This is a genomic window from Campylobacter sp. IFREMER_LSEM_CL2127, from assembly GCF_025771745.1.
Classification (GTDB): domain Bacteria; phylum Campylobacterota; class Campylobacteria; order Campylobacterales; family Campylobacteraceae; genus Campylobacter_D.
Window position 1 is genome coordinate 71,913 of the sequence record NZ_JAKMQV010000006.1, and the last position, 15,841, is coordinate 87,753.

Genomic DNA, 15,841 nt, shown 5'->3' on the forward strand with positions numbered 1-15,841 from the left:
ATTTTATGCAAGTAGTGCAAACTTTAGAATCAGTTAGTGTTAATACTGATGATTTTTTAATGTTTAAATATTTTCAAGATCTTATCCGTAAAAATTTTTCCAAAGTTATAGGTAATAAAAATAAAACCTTGTCTTTTTTTGTAGAAAATGAAATTCCTCAAAGAAGATATTTTTTAAAACTTGTTAACCACAAATATAAAAAAAATACTGGAAATCAAATTGATAATCTTGCTTTTGCACATTATAAAACCTTTAAATTAAATCTTGCTCAAGCAAATACTTTAAAGCCTGTAATCTTTGCTAAAATAGGCTTTGCGCAAAAGAATATTTTAATCACACTAAGTTCGAATGAAAAATTATTTGCTGTGTATTTAGAGCAGTATTTTAAAGATCATAAAAGCGTGTATGATGAAAAAAATTGTATTTTTTCAGTAGAATACAAAGATGATAATACTTTAAATCTTTTAGAAATTTTAGCTAGTGTGAATGAGCATTTGAAATATTGTGTTGATTTTACGATTAATGAAACTCAGCTTTTAGAATTTAGAAATAAAATGAAAAACAAAGCTAGTACTAATTGGAAATTTAATGCTCTGGCAAAGCTTTTTGAAAATTATTTTCAAACACTAGGATGTAATTCTAGTGATGATTTTGCTACTATTAGACAAAATTATCTTAATTTGGTTAAAATTTATCATCCTGATCGCCATCAAGGTAAAAGTAAGATCGAACAAGCTTATTGCCGTGAAGAATTTGAGAAAATTCAGCTTGCTTATGAGAGCTTAAAATCTTTATATAAAAATAATACTTGATGCTAAAATAACATCATTTTAAGTTGCAATTTATTAAAATTAATTTTTTATAAAAATTTAGGGAATAACATTGGTTGCTGATAGAAAGTTATTTTTTTTAAGTTGCATTCTTATAACTATAGGAATACTTTTTTCATATTCTTTAAGTGCTTTTACTGTTCTTTATTTAGAATATAATGAATTTCACTTTTTTATCAGACAGCTTTTTTTTGGGCTTAGTGGTATAGCTATTATTTATTTTGTTTCAAGATTAAATCCTGATAGTAAAATGGCGCATTATTTGATGATAAGCGTTTTACTCATCTCTTTTTTATTTATACTTATTTTACCTTTTCTGCCTACCTTTCTTGCTACTGCAGCAGGTGGTGCTAAAAGGTGGATTAGGCTTGGTCCTTTATCTATCTCTCCAGTTGAATTTTTTAAAATAGGTTTGATTTATTTCCTTGCTTGGTCTTATACAAGAAGGATTGATGATAGCAAAAAAGCAATCAAACATGAAGTTTTAATTTTAATTCCTTATTTTATTTTAGCTGCTTTTGTTATTGGTTATATTTATATGACACAAAATGATTTAGGGCAAAGCGTTATTTCTTTTTTCTTGGTTTTTGCTTTAGCTTTTTTTGCAGGAGCTAGTAAAAGACTTTTTGCTTTTGGTGTGGTTATTGTTGGAATGATTGGAGTTTTGGTAATCTTAAGTAATCAAAGAAGAATTCAGCGTATTTCTGCTTGGTGGGGAAATATCCAAGATGCGTTTTTACCTTTCTTTCCTGATTGGCTAGCAAGTGTTTTAAGAGTAAGTCACAATTCAGAGCCTTATCAAATTTCACATAGTTTAAATGCTATAGCTCATGGTGGATTTTTTGGAGAGGGTTTGGGGCTTGGAACTTTTAAACTAGGATTTTTAAGTGAGGTCCATACGGACTTTGTCTTATCAGGGATTACTGAAGAGATAGGACTATTGGGATTAAGTATTATTTGTTTTATATATTTGATGGTAATACTTCGAATTTTTAGAATAGCAGGGCGTTGTGAAAATAAAGTTCATTTTTTGTTTTGTTCGGGTGTGGCTTTGCTTTTATTATTTTCATTTTTTATGAATGCTTTTGGAATTATTTCCTTGACTCCATTAAAAGGTGTTGCTGTGCCGCTTTTAAGCTATGGAGGTAGTTCAATGTGGTCTATTTGTCTTGGAATAGGCTATGTTTTAATGATTAGTAAAAAGGTAAAAATATAAATTTGTTAATTAAAATATATAAAAAATAACTTAAATAAAAAATATTTGCTATCAAGTCTTTACAAAAAACTTTTTTCTGCTATAATTATGATATATTTATTATACAAGGAGGCGGATATGAAGAGATACAGGCGTTTAAACACATTATAATCATTTATCAATTTTATTTTTAATTTTTAACAAAGGAAAGAAATGAAAAAAATATTATATGTTGTTTTGGCGTTATTTGGTATATTGGCTTTAGGTGCTTGCTCAAGCGATAAAAATCAAGCTAGTGCTTCTAGTGAAAAAGTTTATAAAGTAGGTATAGCTGCAAATTATCCTCCTTTTGATTTTGTTAAAGATGCAAAAATTACCGGCTTTGATGTTGATTTGCTAGAAGAGATTGCAAAAAGAGAAAATTTAAAACTTGAATGGGTAAACATGAGTTTTGATGGTTTGATCCCCGCTTTAAAAGCTGGAAAGATTGATATGATAGCTTCTGCTATGAGTTCAACACCACAAAGACTTACTAGTATGGATTTTAGTGATACTTATTTTAATACTAAAAATTTATATTTAAAACTAAAAACAGATTCTAGCATTAGTGATAAACAAAGTTTGGAAGGTAAAAAAATAGGTGTTCAACTTGGAACCATCCAAGAAAGTGCTGCTAAGGCTATTCCAAATGCTCAAGTGGTGGCTAGCGAAGAAATGTTAGCTGCAATTTTGGCTTTAAAAGCTGGTAAAGTTGATGCAGTTTTGACAGATAAAGATATCGGTAAAGGTTATTTAAAAACTAATGAAGAGTTAGAAGCATTTTTAGAAGAAAATGATGGAAGTTCAGGATTTTGTATAGCTTTTGATAAAGGAAAACAAACTGAGCTTGTTCAAAAAATTAATGCAGGTTTAGAAAAAGTTAAAGCTGATGGTACTTACCAAAAAATCGTAGAAAAATACGATTTACAATAATCAACTTAAAGCCTTGATACTTGCTTTCAAGGCTTTAAAAAAATACTCTATATCTTCTTTTGTGTGTGTATAATGAAAACCCACTCTTAGCCAACCTGGTTTAAATTTTAGCTCTTGATTATCTTTTAATTTTAGTAAATCATGCCCATAAGGTCCTGCGCAAGCACAGCCTGCTCTTGTTTCTATCTTATAAGTTTTGCTTAGTTTGTAAGCTAAATCAAAAGGAGAAATTCCTTCTATGTTAAAAGCAAAAATAGGCAATCTATGAGTGATATTTTTTGCATATAAGATCATTTTTGGAAAATTTGTACATTGTTCTAAAAAATACTCACAAAGCTCTTTTTCTTTTTTTTCTATATTTTTTAAACCTATTTCATTGCGTACTTTAAAAGCTAAACTTGCTCTAATAAGTTGAATAATTCCAGGTGTGCCACCTTCTTCTAAATTTTCAACCTCGCATAAGTATTGCTGAGAAGTTCTTGAAACATAGCCTACGGTTCCACCTGCAGCAAAGCTAGGAGTATTACCACATAGATTTTTTTTAATAGCAAGTAAGCCACAAGATCCTACACCACCAAGTAATTTATGAGAACTGATAAACACTGCATCGTAAAATTTAGGATTTAAGTTAGCATAAGGAGCTAAGGTGGAAATATCAAAGGCGACTACGCCATCATATTGTTTGATTAGAGTGTAGATTTTTTTATAATCACTTAAAATTCCTGTGACATTTGAAGCAGCGTTAAAGCTTGCTATGACTTGTCTGTTTTTGGATTTTTTTAACAATTTTTCCAAAAAAGCATAATCTAACTCGCCTTTTTTATCTAAGGGTATGCGAACGCATTCACACAAAGCTTCTCTGAATGAAAGTTCGTTAGAGTGATGTTCATAAGGTCCTACTATAACTAAAGGTAAGGTGCTTTTATCTGTATTTTTAAAGTATTTTTCTTTAATAAGCGGGGGTATATATAGACCTAAAAGTTCTTGAAATTTTTTAATAGCAGCTGAAGATCCACTCCCGCAAGCTATAAGAGCAAAGCTATTATCTAATTCAAGGTATTTTTTTAAATTTGTTCTTGCATTTTCATAATGTTGCTGTGTGATGAAAGAATTTAAAGAGCTATCTGAATGTGTATTTGCATAAGTTGTAAGAATTTTTTTTATTTCTTTTTCTATACTTTTTAATGCTAAAGCACTAGCTGTAAAATCAAAATAATATATGCCTTTTTTTAAAATAATATCTTGTTTTAATGTTTCAATATTCAAAAAAATCCCCCAAAAATTTGTTAAAATTATATCATACAAAATATTTAAAATAAGGATGTGGTTATAAATTTTAGTGATTTTTCAAAACGCTGTGAAACTTTGGAGCTTAAAAATATTTTTGATTTTTATAGTATTTTTGATGAATTTGAATTTGATTTGAAATTAAGTTTATACGATAATATTTCAAATGTTTTTATTTTAAAAGCTTTTGATATTTTATCTTATTTAAATTTAGATGATAATGCTTTGAAGGCTTTGAGCGTTTTAAGTAAAAATGATAGAAAACGTTATTCTATCAATAAATCTATTCCGCATTTTCAAGCTCTAGGACTTGTTAATAAACTTTTAGAAAAAAATATTTTGACTTTGGAAAAAAGTCAAGAAAAGCCTATTGTGAAAAATAAAAGACAAAAGATTAAAAAAGAATTACGCTCATATAGCATTCAAGATAAGGTTGTTTTTAAAAATCAAGGATTGAGGTTTTTCTTTTATTTTATATATCCTAATTTAAACTTAATTACGATGAAAAGATACAACGAGCTAATGGGAATAATCCAAGAAAATTTAGAAAAATATCAAAGCTTTACTTTTGAGCTTTTGTGTAAAGAATTTTTAGCTAAAAAGCTTAAGGTAGAGCAGGTGTATAGTTTTTGGAATTATTATTGTGAGATAGATCTTTATTATAAAAAAGAAAATTTTTGTGTTTTAGGTGAGGTTAAATTTAAAGAAAGAAAAATATGTAAAAATATTTTAAATACCTTAAAAAACAAAGCAAAACAGTTGCAAATTCAACCTAATTTATATGTGCTTTTTTCAAAGAGTGGCTTTAGTAAAGAGCTTATTCTAAATAAGGAGCGTAATTTGCTTTTATATACTTTAGAAGATTTTCAATTTTTAATTAAGGATTAAGTGTGGATGAGAAAATTTTAAAAAGTTTAGATTCTAGTGAAAAGGAAGATTTCCAAAAAGGTTTAAAATTTTTAATAGAGCAAACTTTTGTAGTAGAAAATGCTTACAATCAATTGATAAAAAATCATACAGAGTTAATGCAAACAATGAATGAAATTATAGAAGTCTTACCAATGGCTTTGTGGGTTTTAGATACTAATAAAAAGATAACACTTCAAAATAACTTAGCTAATCAACAACCAAAACTTTTAGAAAAAATTGATCTTGAAAAAACTCATTATGAGCTTGAGTTTGATCATAAATTTTATTTAATAAAAGTCACCTCTCATGCGGATAAACTTATAGTTAGCGCCACTGATATTAGCGATGAAAAAAGGAATGAAAGATTAGCCAGTATGGGTACAGTAGCAGCACACCTAGCACATGAAATACGCAATCCTATCGGTTCTATTTCTTTGTTAAGTTCTACTTTGTTTGAAAGAAGTGAGTTAAAAAATAAGCATATAGTATTAGAAATTCAAAAAGCTATTTCTAGGGTGGAGCGTATTGTAAATTCTACTTTGCTTTTTACAAAAGGAGTGCATGTTAATTTAAATGAATTTAATTTAAAAGAATTACAAGATGAATGCGAACAAGCTATTGGAGCTTATAATTATCTAGCTAATATTGATTTTACATTTGAATTTTTAGATTTAAAAATCAACGCAGATAAATCTTTGATTGCTTTGGTTTTGCAAAATTTGCTTTATAATGCCATAGATGCTATTGAAGAAAGTGAAAATGATGATGGTTGTATAAAAGTTAAATGTGAGCAAAAAGAAGATAAAATCTTTATTAAAGTTTATGATAACGGGGTAAGTATCAAAGATAAAAAAATGGTTTTTGAAGCTTTTAAAACAACTAAGTTAAAAGGCAATGGTCTAGGACTTTCTTTGTCAAAACAAATTATTGATGCACATAATGGAATTTTAGGTTTTGATGAAAATCCAAAATGTTTTTTTATAGAGCTTAAAATTTAAGCTCTATAAAATAAATTTTTTCTTAAAATAATAAAAAATATTTGTCCTCATAGCTCAGCTGGATAGAGCGCAGAATTCCTAATTCTGAGGCCGCAAGTTCAAACCTTGCTGGGGACACCATTTAAGGAAAAAGATGTTTCATATAGTCTTGGTTGAGCCTCGCATACCGCAAAATACAGGAAGTATAGGCAGAATGTGTTTTAATGCAGGATTTACTTTACATATTATCAATCCACTTTTTAGTATTGATGAAAAGGCAGTTAAAAGAGCAGGGCTTGATTATTGGAAAAAATTAAATCCTTTATTATGGAATAATTTAGAAGATTTTTTAAAAGAATATGAAAAATTTCAAGATAGATTTTTCTTTGCGACAACTAAAACTACTCAAGCTTATTTTGACGTAAATTATCAAAAAGGTGATTTTTTGTTTTTTGGAAGTGAAAGTTTTGGCTTACCTATGGATTTAATGCAAAAAAAATGGGAAAATACCATTACTATACCGATGAAAGATTGTGGTAGAAGTTTAAATTTAGCTACAAGTGTAGGTATAGTGAGTTATGAGGCTTTGAGGCAAAATTTTGCCTCTTTTGAAAAATTTTAATGATTTAAAACTTGATTTAAAAATTCTTTCAATCTTTCATTTTTTGGGTTTTCAAAAGCTATTTTAGGACATTCATCTACTGTTATAATGCCTTTATCCATAAAGAAAATTCGATTAGCTACATTTCTTGCAAATCCCATTTCATGCGTAACTACAAGCATGGTTAAACCTTCTTTAGCTACTTCTTTCATGATGTTTAAAACTTCACCTATCATTTCAGGATCTAAAGCTGAAGTTGGTTCATCAAATAAAATCACATCGGGATTCATCATCAATGACCTTGCTATGGCAATACGCTGTTTTTGTCCGCCTGAGAGCTTGTGAGGAAAATAGCTTTCTTTATCACTTAAGCCAACTTTTTTGAGTAGTTCTCGTGCTTTTTTTACTGCTTCGTCTTTACTCATGATTTTTGTTTGTACTGGCGCTAGACATAAATTTTCTAAAACATTTTTATTATTAAAAAGATTAAAATGTTGAAATACCATGCTTACTTTTTGACGAATTTTATTGATATCTGCTTTTTTATCAAGTATATTAATATTATTGATATAAATATTACCACTATCTGGTGTTTCAAGTTTATTTAAACAGCGTAAAAAAGTACTTTTTCCACCTCCACTAGGCCCTATAATAGCAATAATATCGCCTTTATGTACTTCAACACTAATATCTTTTAAGACTTCTAAATCTCCGTATTTTTTAATTAAATTTTCTATTTTAATCATGTTTATTTAATCTCACTTCTATAATTCTTGCGATGAGTGTTAAAATTTTAACACTTACATAATACACAAGTCCTGTAAAAATAATAGGTTTAGGGTTGTAATAGATTGCTTGCAAGCTTTTACTTTGCATGGTAATATCCATAACACTAATATAGCCTACTATTGAAGTTTCTTTAAATAAAGAAATAAATTCATTCATTAAAGAAGGTAAAATGTTTTTAATTGCCTGCGGGAAGATGATTAGTCTCATAGAAGCAGAATAATTAAGTCCCATTGCTCTTGCTGCTTCCATTTGTCCTTTGTCTACGCTTTGAATTCCACTTCTTACGATTTCAGCTACGTAAGCAGAGCTATTAAGTCCAAGTGCGATAATAGCCACATAAAAATTATCACTCCAAGTAGCAAAAATCACTACAGAAAAAATCAAAAGTTGTAAAAGCAAAGGGGTTCCGCGTATGATGTCTATGTATTCATCTATAATAAAATTTAAACTTTGGATTTCTAAAAATCTTAAAAATGCTAGGAAAAAACCAAGCGCAATGCCTATTAAAATTCCACCCACTGTTAAACCAAGTGTTGTGAAATAACTATGAACATAAGCTTTAGCTTCTATGGTATAAGCATATTCACCTGTGGCTAAACCATTTTGATCTTTGACTTGTAAAATTTCAATAGGAAATGAAAAATAAGCCCAAAAAATAATAATGGCAAAAAATACAAAAAGTTTTATCGTATTTTGTTTCAACTTGCACACCTTGATAAATTTTTAAAAATCTAAGTGTATAAAAATTAAGTTTTCTTTTTACTTAAAGGTGTTTTATGTGATGTTGTTGTTAATATTTTGAGTTAAAATTTCACATAGCTATAAAAAATAAAATAAAATTAACCTAAAATTATATTTTTTTATAACAAATTCATTTTTTTATGATAAATTTGTATTTGAAAATTTATAAAAAAGGAGATAAATATGGATTTAATATCCCAATTTGTTGCCTTTGTGAATAATCAGTATTATTCTATTTTAGTAATTTTACTTATTGTCACGGGGTTTTATTATAGTTATTTGACTGGTTTTGTGCAATTTCGAATGCTTCCTTATGTGTTTGATATCTTAACAGAAAAGCAAGAAAAGCATGAAAAACACCATATTACTCCTTTTCAAGCTTTGATGATTTCAACAGCTTCAAGAGTTGGTATAGGAAATATCGCAGGTATCGCAGTAGCAGTTGTTTTGGGTGGACCAGGTGCTTTATTTTGGATGTGGGCTATGGCGTTTTTTGGTGGCGCCTCAGCTTTTGCAGAAAGTACTTTAGCACAAGTTTACAAAAGCCGTGATGGTAAAAGTTTTAAAGGTGGCCCTGCTTATTATATTAGTAAAGCTTTAAATTTAAAATGGCTTGGAGCTGTTTTTGCGGTGATTTTAATCATTACTTATGCTTATGGATTTAATGGTCTTCAAAGTCAAACTATGACTTCAGCATTTGAGTTTTACTATAAAGGCATGGTTGATGCTAGTGAAGTAAGCTTTGCTCAAAGCTGGTGGCCTATTGTAATAGGAGCAATTTTAGCTGTTTTTGCTGCTTATATGTTTTTTGGTGATCATACTAAAATAGGTAAAGTAAGCTCAGTTATCGTTCCTATTATGGCAATGATTTATGTTGGTTTATCTATCATAGCAATGTTTATGAATTTTGATAAAATTCCTGAAGTGTTTTCTATGATTTTTAAAAGTGCTTTTGATTTTGAAGCTATTTTTGGTGGATTTGCAGGTTCTGCTTTGGTTATAGGTATAAAAAGAGGATTATTTTCTAATGAAGCAGGCATGGGTTCAGCGCCAAATGCAGCAGCTTCAGCTCTTACAACTCACCCTGCAAAACAAGGAGTTATTCAAGCATTTTCTGTATTAATTGATGTGATTATTTGTACAAGTTCAGGATTTTTAGTGTTATTTTCACTTGCTTATGCAAATAATATCGGCGTAGATGGTAAGCCTATTTTAACAGCACTACCTTTGGTGCAAGAATCTATGAGAGAGTATTATGGAAATTTAGGTGTACATTTTACTACTGTTAGTATAGTTTTATTTGCTATTACTTCTTTGATAGGAAATTATTATTATGCTCAAGCAAATATTAAATACCTTACTCAAAATCCTATTATTATCAATCTTTTTAAAGCAAGTGCTGTGCTTATGATTTTTATTGGCGCAAATATGGATTTAAAATTTGCATGGGATTTAGCTGATACTACTATGGCGTTTATGGCTACGATTAATATCATTTCTATTTTATTGCTTGGTGGTATAGTGAAAAAGGTATTAAAAGACTTTAGTGAGCAAAAAAGACAAGGTAGAGATCCAGTGTTTAGCGCTTCAAAGCTTGGTATTAAAAATGCAGAGTGTTGGGACTAATGATAGATTATATTATTATTGCTTTGTTTATAGCTTTTATGGTTTTTCTTGTGTTTGGCTTTAACCGCCAAATGCAAGAAAAAGCCAAACAAAGAGAAGAAAAATTAAAAACAAAGAAAGATTTTAAAAAAAACAGGTAAAATACACTAAAAATTTTTAAAAAAGAGTGTAAAATGAAATTGTTAATAGAAATAGGCACAGAAGAGCTTCCTGCTATTCCTTTATTAAAAGAACTTCCAAATATTACTAAAAAATGGGAGAAGATTTTACAAGAGTATCATTTAGAATCTGAATTTAAATTTTTCTATACTCCTAGAAGATTGGTTTTTATCCATGAAAATTTTAAAGAAAAACAAGATGATTCTTTTGTGGAATTTATAGGCGCACCTAGGGCGATAGCTTATAAAGATGGAAAGCTTACTCAAGCAGGGCTTAGTTTTTTAGAAAAAAGTGGTTTAAAAGAAGAAGAGCTTGAATTTAAAGAAATTAAAGGTAAAGAAGTCTTGTATTGTCAAAAACAAGTGCAAGGCTTACAGAGTAAAGCAGTTTTAGCTCAAATGATTGAAGCTTTCTTGAAAAGCTTGAGCTTTGGTAAAACTATGAGATGGGGCGATGGTAGTTTTGAATTTATTAGAGCTATTCGCTCGCTTTGTTGTATTTTAAATGATGAGTTGATTGAGTTTGAAAGCTATGGTGTTAAAAGTGCAAAAAGTACTTTTGTGCATAGAAGTGTTAGTTATGATTTGATAGCTTTTGCGAATATTGATGAGTATTTTAAAACTTTAGAGCAAAATTATATTATTTTAGATCAAGAACAAAGAAAAAAACTTATCATTGAACAGTTAAAGACACTTGAAAAAGAAAATGATATTACTATTGCAGAAGATGATGAGCTTTTAGCTGAAGTTGTAGCTATCACAGAGTATCCAAAAGCATTATTAGGGTATTTTGAAAAAGAGTATTTAGAAATCCCAAGTGAGGTAATCATCACTTCCATGAGAGAAAATCAACGCTATTTTGCAGTATTTAAAAATAATACTTTAAGCAATCATTTTATTGTAGTTTCTAATGCAGTTTGTAAAGATTATTCTAAAATCATTAATGGAAATGAAAGGGTTTTAAGGGCAAGATTAAGTGATGCGATGTTTTTTTGGAAAAATGACTTAGTGCATGGCTTAAATAATGATAAAATAAGCCAAATGATCTATCTTGAAGGGCTTGGAACTTTAAAAGATAAAATCATCAGAGAGCAAAAAATCGCCGCTAAGCTTTGTGATGTTTTTGCTAATACTCAAAAAGATGAAATCTTAAAAGCCATAGAATACTCAAAAGCTGATCTAAGTACTCAAATGGTGTATGAATTTACTGATCTTCAAGGTATTATGGGATCTTATTATGCCAAAGCTATGGGTATGAGCGATGAGCTTGCTTTGGCTATTAAAGAGCAATACCTTCCAAATGGCGATAATTCAGCTATGCCAAGTAATGAATTTAGTTCCATTGTAGCTTTAGCTTATAAATTTGATACACTTATGGGGCTTTTTTCAATGGGGAAAATCCCAAGTGGTACAAAAGATCCTTACGCTTTAAGAAGAGCAGCAAATGGTGTTTTAAAAATTATTTTAGCTTTAAATAAAAATTTTGATCTTAAGATATTTTTAGAAGCAATAGCTAGTGAGTATAAAAGCTTTGATTTGAAAATTTTATTAGATTTTATCTTAGAGCGTTTATATACTTTTTATGAAGTAAATGCTTCTTTTGTTAAAGCTGTGCTTAGCTCTAAAACTTATGATGTTATTTATATTGATTCTTGTATTAAAGCTTTGATTCAAAGTGCAAATAAGGCAGATTTTAGTCAAAATTTTGCTACTTTTAAGCGTTTGGCAAATATTGCAGTATTAAGCGAGGTTCAAATTAATGAAAATTTGTTTAACACTCAAGAAGAAAAAGATTTATATCAAGCTTTTATGCAGTGTAAAACAAAAGAAAATAATACCCAAGAGCTTTTAGAAAGCCTTTTTGCGCTTAAACCGCAAATTGATGCTTTTTTTGATAAAGTAATGATTAATGACAAAGATGAAAATATTAAAAACAATCGTCAAGCTTTAGTATGCGCAATTTATCGTGAGTTTTTAAAAATAGCTGATATTAAAGAGCTTAGTATATGAGAAAAATTCTTTTTTTTCTATGTTTTTTGGTTTTTACTTTAGAAGCTAGAGAGATTGAGCTTGTAAAAGGTCAAGTAGTTTTTTTAGAATTTGATAAAAATAATTTTTTACAAATTAGCTCAAATTCTAAAAAACTTCCTTTTTTTGAGTATAAAAATAAAGTCATTGTTAGTATAGCTATGCCTTATAAAAATCCTAAAGATAGAAAATTAATAGCTGAATTTAAAGATAATTCTAAAGAAGAAATTAACATAAAATTTAGCGAAGGAAATTACAAAAAAGAATTTTTAAAAGTTAGCGCTTCTAAGGTCAATCCACCTAAAGAAACACTTGATCGCATTAGCAAAGAATATCAAGAAGCTATTAAGGTTTATAATACTTATACTAATACAGCTTTATTTGAAGGCAATTTTACATACCCTTTAGAAAGTAAAATTACAAGTGATTTTGGAAAAGCAAGATTGTTTAATGACACTCTTAAAAGTTATCATAGTGGAACTGATTTTAGAGCAGCAAGTGGGACAAAAATTTATGCGAGTAATGATGGTATTGTAAGGATTGCTTCAAATCGTTACTATGCGGGAAATTCAGTAGTGATTGATCATGGATATGGGCTTTATTCTCAATATTATCATCTATCAAAACTTAATGTAAAAGTAGGACAAAAGGTAAAAAGAGGCGAGCTTGTAGGTTTGAGTGGAGCTAGTGGTAGGGTTACAGGACCACATTTGCATTTTGGAATTTTAGTTAATGGTGTGCAAGTTGATCCACTTGATTTTATAGCTAAATTTAATGCTTTATAATGATAGCTTTTAGTGAGTTTTTTCAAAATTGGATTGATAAATATTACTCCCAAGCTGTGAGTGTTGGCAAAAATGGAGATTTTTATACCGCAGTTAGCGTGGGAAATCTTTTCGGGGTACTTTTAGCTAATCATTTTTTAAAACTTATAGATGATAAAAAACTAACTTTACCGGTTGAAGTTGTGGAAATAGGAGCAAATGAAGGGCATTTAATGCTTGATTTCATACAAGCTTTATACACTCTTAGAGCTGATGTTTTAGAGCAGATTGAGTGTTTTATCATAGAGCCACATGAAAAGTTAAGAAGTGTTCAAAAAAAACTTTTTGATGAATATGATTTAGATGTAAAAATTTATAATTCTTTAGAAGAATGTCATTTTAAAAATGCCTTTTTTTATGCTAATGAATTATTTGATTGTTTTGCATGTGAGCTTATAAAAGATGAAACAATGGCATATGTTGGTGATGATTTAAACATTGTTTTTAAGCCTATGAATGAAGATCTTTTGAAAGAGTGTAAAAAATATGCTATCACCAATAGTGAGCTTTGTATCTCTTATAAACCTTTTTTATCCAAATTAAAACAAACTTGTGAAAAATTAACTTTTGCATGTTTTGATTATGCAAAAAAAGAAGAAAAAATTAGTATTAGAATGTATAAAAATCACCAAGTGTATAATCTTTTTGAAGAGAATTTAAAAGATTTTTTTGCTAAAAGCGATATTACATATAATGTAAATTTTGATCATTTTTTGCAAGTTTTAAAAGAAGAGGGCTTTGAAGTGTTAGAATATAAAAATCAAAATCAAGCCTTAATTGACTTTAGTTTGGAAGAAATTATCGAGCAAGCTAAAAATACTAACCCTCAAATTTGTAAAAACTTTATCAGCCAAAGTAAAAATTTGATGTTTAACTTTGGCGATAAGTTTAAGTTTTTAGAATTTAAGCTTTAAAATCACTGCTTGTAATATCAAGCCCAAAACCTTTTAAGCCTATGAATTCTTTATCGGTATTTTGACTTAGAAGTTTGATTTTTGAAATTTTTAAATATCTTAAAATTTGCGCTCCTATGCCGTAATTTTTATATTGTGTGTTTTCTTGTTTTTCATTTTTCATGAAAATGATTACACCACTTTTTTGACTTAAAAACTCAATTTGTTTTAATAATTCATTAAATTTATTAGAAGTTAGAAGCTCAAAGTCACTTCCACTAAGATAAAATTTAACATTCTCACATTCTTTCAAAGTGCCAAAGCTAAAAGCTATATGTTCATTTTCATTATGATCTTTAAAAGTCATTTTTTTAGCTTTAAAACCCGCTAAAATACTGTCTTCTTCTTTGATTAAAGAAATCAAACTTTCATTTTTTAAACGATACTCGATTAAATCTGAAATAGTAATCATATTAATATCGTGTTTTTTGCAAAACTCAAGCAAATCGCTTCTTCTAGCCATATCTCCATTATCTTTAACAATCTCACATATCACGCATGCTTCTTTTAATCCTGCCAAACGACATAAATCTACTGTTCCTTCTGTATGACCTGTTCTTTCTAAAACCCCACCTTTTTTTGCTATCAAAGGATTAATATGACCAGGACGCACAAAATCACTTGCCTTTGCATTATCATCAGCAAAAATTTGTATAGTCATATCCCTTTCATAAGCACTTACCCCTGTTGTTGCATTTTTTGCATCAACGGTTATGGTAAAAGCTGTTTCGTGATTTGATGTATTTTTAGGCACCATTAAAGGTAGTTCAAATTTTTTAGCCAAATTTTCACTCAATGCTACACACACCACACCTCTTGCATGAGTAATGGCAAAATTTACTTTTTCTTGTGAGCTAAATTGTGCAGGGAAAATCAAATCCCCCTCATTTTCTCTATCTTCTGCATCTACCATAACTAGCATTTTGCCATCTTGAAGTTCTTTTATAGCTTGTTCTACACTAATATATCCCACTATTAATCTCCTTTTTTATTTTTTAAGAAATTATATAACATTTTTCTTGACATTATGTAAAAAATAATATATAATACCACTTTTAATTTAAAAATTATTTCGATTTATTGGGGTATCGCCAAGCGGTAAGGCAACAGGTTTTGGTCCTGTCATTCAGGGGTTCGAATCCCTTTACCCCATCCACTTCATATGATGCCGCGAAGTAGAGCAGTGGTTAGCTCGTCGGGCTCATAACCCGAAGGTCGGGAGTTCAAATCTCCCCTTCGCAACCAATTTCCTAATAAAATTTTTCAAAGAATATAAATTAATAGTAAATAAAAATATTGTTAATCTTGCTTTTAATGATTTTCATTAGTTTTAATACTCTAATTTAACATATAAGAAATTTGAATTTAGCTTTAATATAAAACCCTTAAAAAAATAATTAAAATAAGAATGTAATTTAAAAAAGTTTTGATCAGAAAAAAATACAAGATTAAATAAAATGGTGGATTTAGCAGGCGTGTAATTTACTAACCAAACCCCTAAGTATCCATACCTTAAAATTAAATATATAAATAATATATACTTTTGAAAATTCAATAATTTACATGGTTAAATCTCATTTTAAAGATTTAACCCCCCCCCCTGATACAACTTTAGTTATTTCTTCAATGGAAAATAATACATAGCAAGATATGCCCATAGAGTCTATCTTTTTATTTTTTGTTAATCTATCTAATGTTGGAGTTGATATTCCAAGAATACTTGTGCACTTTTTTTTGTTGAAGACTATTTTTTATACTTTTCAAACAAAAATTCTTTTGTTTCTAAATAGTTTTCATTCATGCTGATTCTCCTTTTTTTGACAATCAATCATGTGTTTATTATAACACTATTTTTATGCTAGTAAGAATTATTCTATAACTTAATACTCTTATATGCTTTTAAAATCAAATTTATAAAATATACTTAATATAAATAAGTCTAAAACTAAAC

General features: G+C 28.8%; 15 protein-coding genes and 3 tRNA genes. 14 read left to right on the plus strand and 4 right to left on the minus strand.

Features of this window, described 5'->3' with window-relative positions; genetic code table 11:
* The first annotated feature begins 5 nt into the window (after nt 1-5).
* From L8V77_RS05525 to L8V77_RS05535, 3 genes are all read left to right on the plus strand, one after another.
* A complete protein-coding gene (locus tag L8V77_RS05525) occupies nt 6-812 on the plus strand; it encodes an adenylosuccinate lyase (protein WP_039617961.1) in 807 nt (268 codons plus the stop codon).
* A gap of 70 nt (nt 813-882) precedes the next feature.
* On the plus strand, nt 883-2,046 hold the full coding sequence (gene ftsW, locus L8V77_RS05530) for a putative lipid II flippase FtsW (protein ID WP_257397039.1): 1,164 nt from the start codon (nt 883-885) through the stop codon (nt 2,044-2,046).
* 192 nt (nt 2,047-2,238) lie between these two features.
* Nucleotides 2,239-2,997, plus strand: a complete 759-nt coding sequence (locus L8V77_RS05535; protein WP_263663955.1) for a basic amino acid ABC transporter substrate-binding protein — start codon at nt 2,239-2,241, stop codon at nt 2,995-2,997.
* Here L8V77_RS05535 and L8V77_RS05540 read toward each other — a convergent pair whose 3' ends face one another.
* Nucleotides 2,998-4,263 (minus strand): aminotransferase class V-fold PLP-dependent enzyme, encoded by a 1,266-nt coding sequence (locus L8V77_RS05540; RefSeq protein ID WP_263707066.1) that lies wholly within the window; start codon nt 4,261-4,263, stop codon nt 2,998-3,000.
* Between the two features lie 57 nt (nt 4,264-4,320).
* On the opposite strand from L8V77_RS05540, the gene L8V77_RS05545 reads away from it, so the two are divergent.
* The 4 genes from L8V77_RS05545 to L8V77_RS05560 all read left to right on the plus strand — a co-directional run bounded on the left by L8V77_RS05545 (nt 4,321) and on the right by L8V77_RS05560 (nt 6,792).
* Nucleotides 4,321-5,172: a DUF234 domain-containing protein gene (locus L8V77_RS05545; protein WP_263707067.1), complete on the plus strand. Its 852-nt coding sequence runs from the start codon at nt 4,321-4,323 to the stop codon at nt 5,170-5,172.
* 2 nt (nt 5,173-5,174) lie between these two features.
* Nucleotides 5,175-6,191 (plus strand): sensor histidine kinase, encoded by a 1,017-nt coding sequence (locus tag L8V77_RS05550; RefSeq protein WP_263707068.1) that lies wholly within the window; start codon nt 5,175-5,177, stop codon nt 6,189-6,191.
* A 43-nt stretch (nt 6,192-6,234) separates the two neighbouring features.
* Nucleotides 6,235-6,311: transfer RNA gene (locus tag L8V77_RS05555), tRNA-Arg, on the plus strand.
* Between the two features lie 13 nt (nt 6,312-6,324).
* Nucleotides 6,325-6,792 carry a tRNA (cytidine(34)-2'-O)-methyltransferase gene (locus L8V77_RS05560; RefSeq protein WP_263707069.1) on the plus strand — a complete coding sequence of 156 codons (468 nt, stop codon included), beginning with the start codon at nt 6,325-6,327 and terminating at the stop codon, nt 6,790-6,792.
* Here L8V77_RS05560 and L8V77_RS05565 read toward each other — a convergent pair.
* Nucleotides 6,789-7,517, minus strand: coding sequence for an amino acid ABC transporter ATP-binding protein (locus tag L8V77_RS05565; RefSeq protein ID WP_263707071.1), 729 nt, complete (start codon nt 7,515-7,517; stop codon nt 6,789-6,791). The genes L8V77_RS05560 and L8V77_RS05565 overlap by 4 nt on opposite strands.
* Nucleotides 7,510-8,262: an amino acid ABC transporter permease gene (locus L8V77_RS05570; RefSeq protein WP_263707072.1), complete on the minus strand. Its 753-nt coding sequence runs from the start codon at nt 8,260-8,262 to the stop codon at nt 7,510-7,512. The genes L8V77_RS05565 and L8V77_RS05570 overlap by 8 nt, the downstream gene beginning before the upstream one ends.
* A gap of 222 nt (nt 8,263-8,484) precedes the next feature.
* Here L8V77_RS05570 and L8V77_RS05575 point away from each other — a divergent pair, with 222 nt between their 5' ends.
* Genes L8V77_RS05575 through L8V77_RS05595 form a run of 5 tightly spaced genes read left to right on the plus strand, consistent with a single transcriptional unit; the run spans nt 8,485 to nt 13,851 of the window.
* Nucleotides 8,485-9,927, plus strand: a complete 1,443-nt coding sequence (locus L8V77_RS05575) for an alanine/glycine:cation symporter family protein (protein WP_115645335.1) — start codon at nt 8,485-8,487, stop codon at nt 9,925-9,927.
* Nucleotides 9,927-10,067: a hypothetical protein gene (locus tag L8V77_RS05580; protein WP_164717489.1), complete on the plus strand. Its 141-nt coding sequence runs from the start codon at nt 9,927-9,929 to the stop codon at nt 10,065-10,067. Before L8V77_RS05575 ends, L8V77_RS05580 begins: the two co-directional genes overlap by 1 nt.
* Nucleotides 10,068-10,100: 33 nt before the next feature.
* On the plus strand, nt 10,101-12,095 hold the full coding sequence (glyS, locus tag L8V77_RS05585; protein ID WP_263707073.1) for a glycine--tRNA ligase subunit beta: 1,995 nt from the start codon (nt 10,101-10,103) through the stop codon (nt 12,093-12,095).
* On the plus strand, nt 12,092-12,898 hold the full coding sequence (locus L8V77_RS05590) for a M23 family metallopeptidase (protein ID WP_263707075.1): 807 nt from the start codon (nt 12,092-12,094) through the stop codon (nt 12,896-12,898). The genes glyS and L8V77_RS05590 overlap by 4 nt, the downstream gene beginning before the upstream one ends.
* A gap of 2 nt (nt 12,899-12,900) precedes the next feature.
* The gene (locus L8V77_RS05595) at nt 12,901-13,851 is read left to right on the plus strand and encodes an SAM-dependent methyltransferase (RefSeq protein WP_318529533.1); all 951 of its coding nucleotides are present in this window, start codon (nt 12,901-12,903) and stop codon (nt 13,849-13,851) included.
* On the opposite strand, the gene L8V77_RS05600 is transcribed toward L8V77_RS05595, so the two are convergent.
* Nucleotides 13,841-14,863 carry a bifunctional 3,4-dihydroxy-2-butanone 4-phosphate synthase/GTP cyclohydrolase II gene (locus L8V77_RS05600; protein ID WP_263707077.1) on the minus strand — a complete coding sequence of 341 codons (1,023 nt, stop codon included), beginning with the start codon at nt 14,861-14,863 and terminating at the stop codon, nt 13,841-13,843. The two genes, L8V77_RS05595 and L8V77_RS05600, sit on opposite strands and share 11 nt — an antisense overlap.
* Nucleotides 14,864-14,971: 108 nt before the next feature.
* Between L8V77_RS05600 and L8V77_RS05605 the strand changes: the two genes are divergently transcribed.
* Nucleotides 14,972-15,046, plus strand: a tRNA-Gln gene (locus tag L8V77_RS05605).
* Between the two features lie 13 nt (nt 15,047-15,059).
* Nucleotides 15,060-15,135 (plus strand) — tRNA-Met (locus tag L8V77_RS05610).
* Nucleotides 15,136-15,841: the final 706 nt, after the last annotated feature.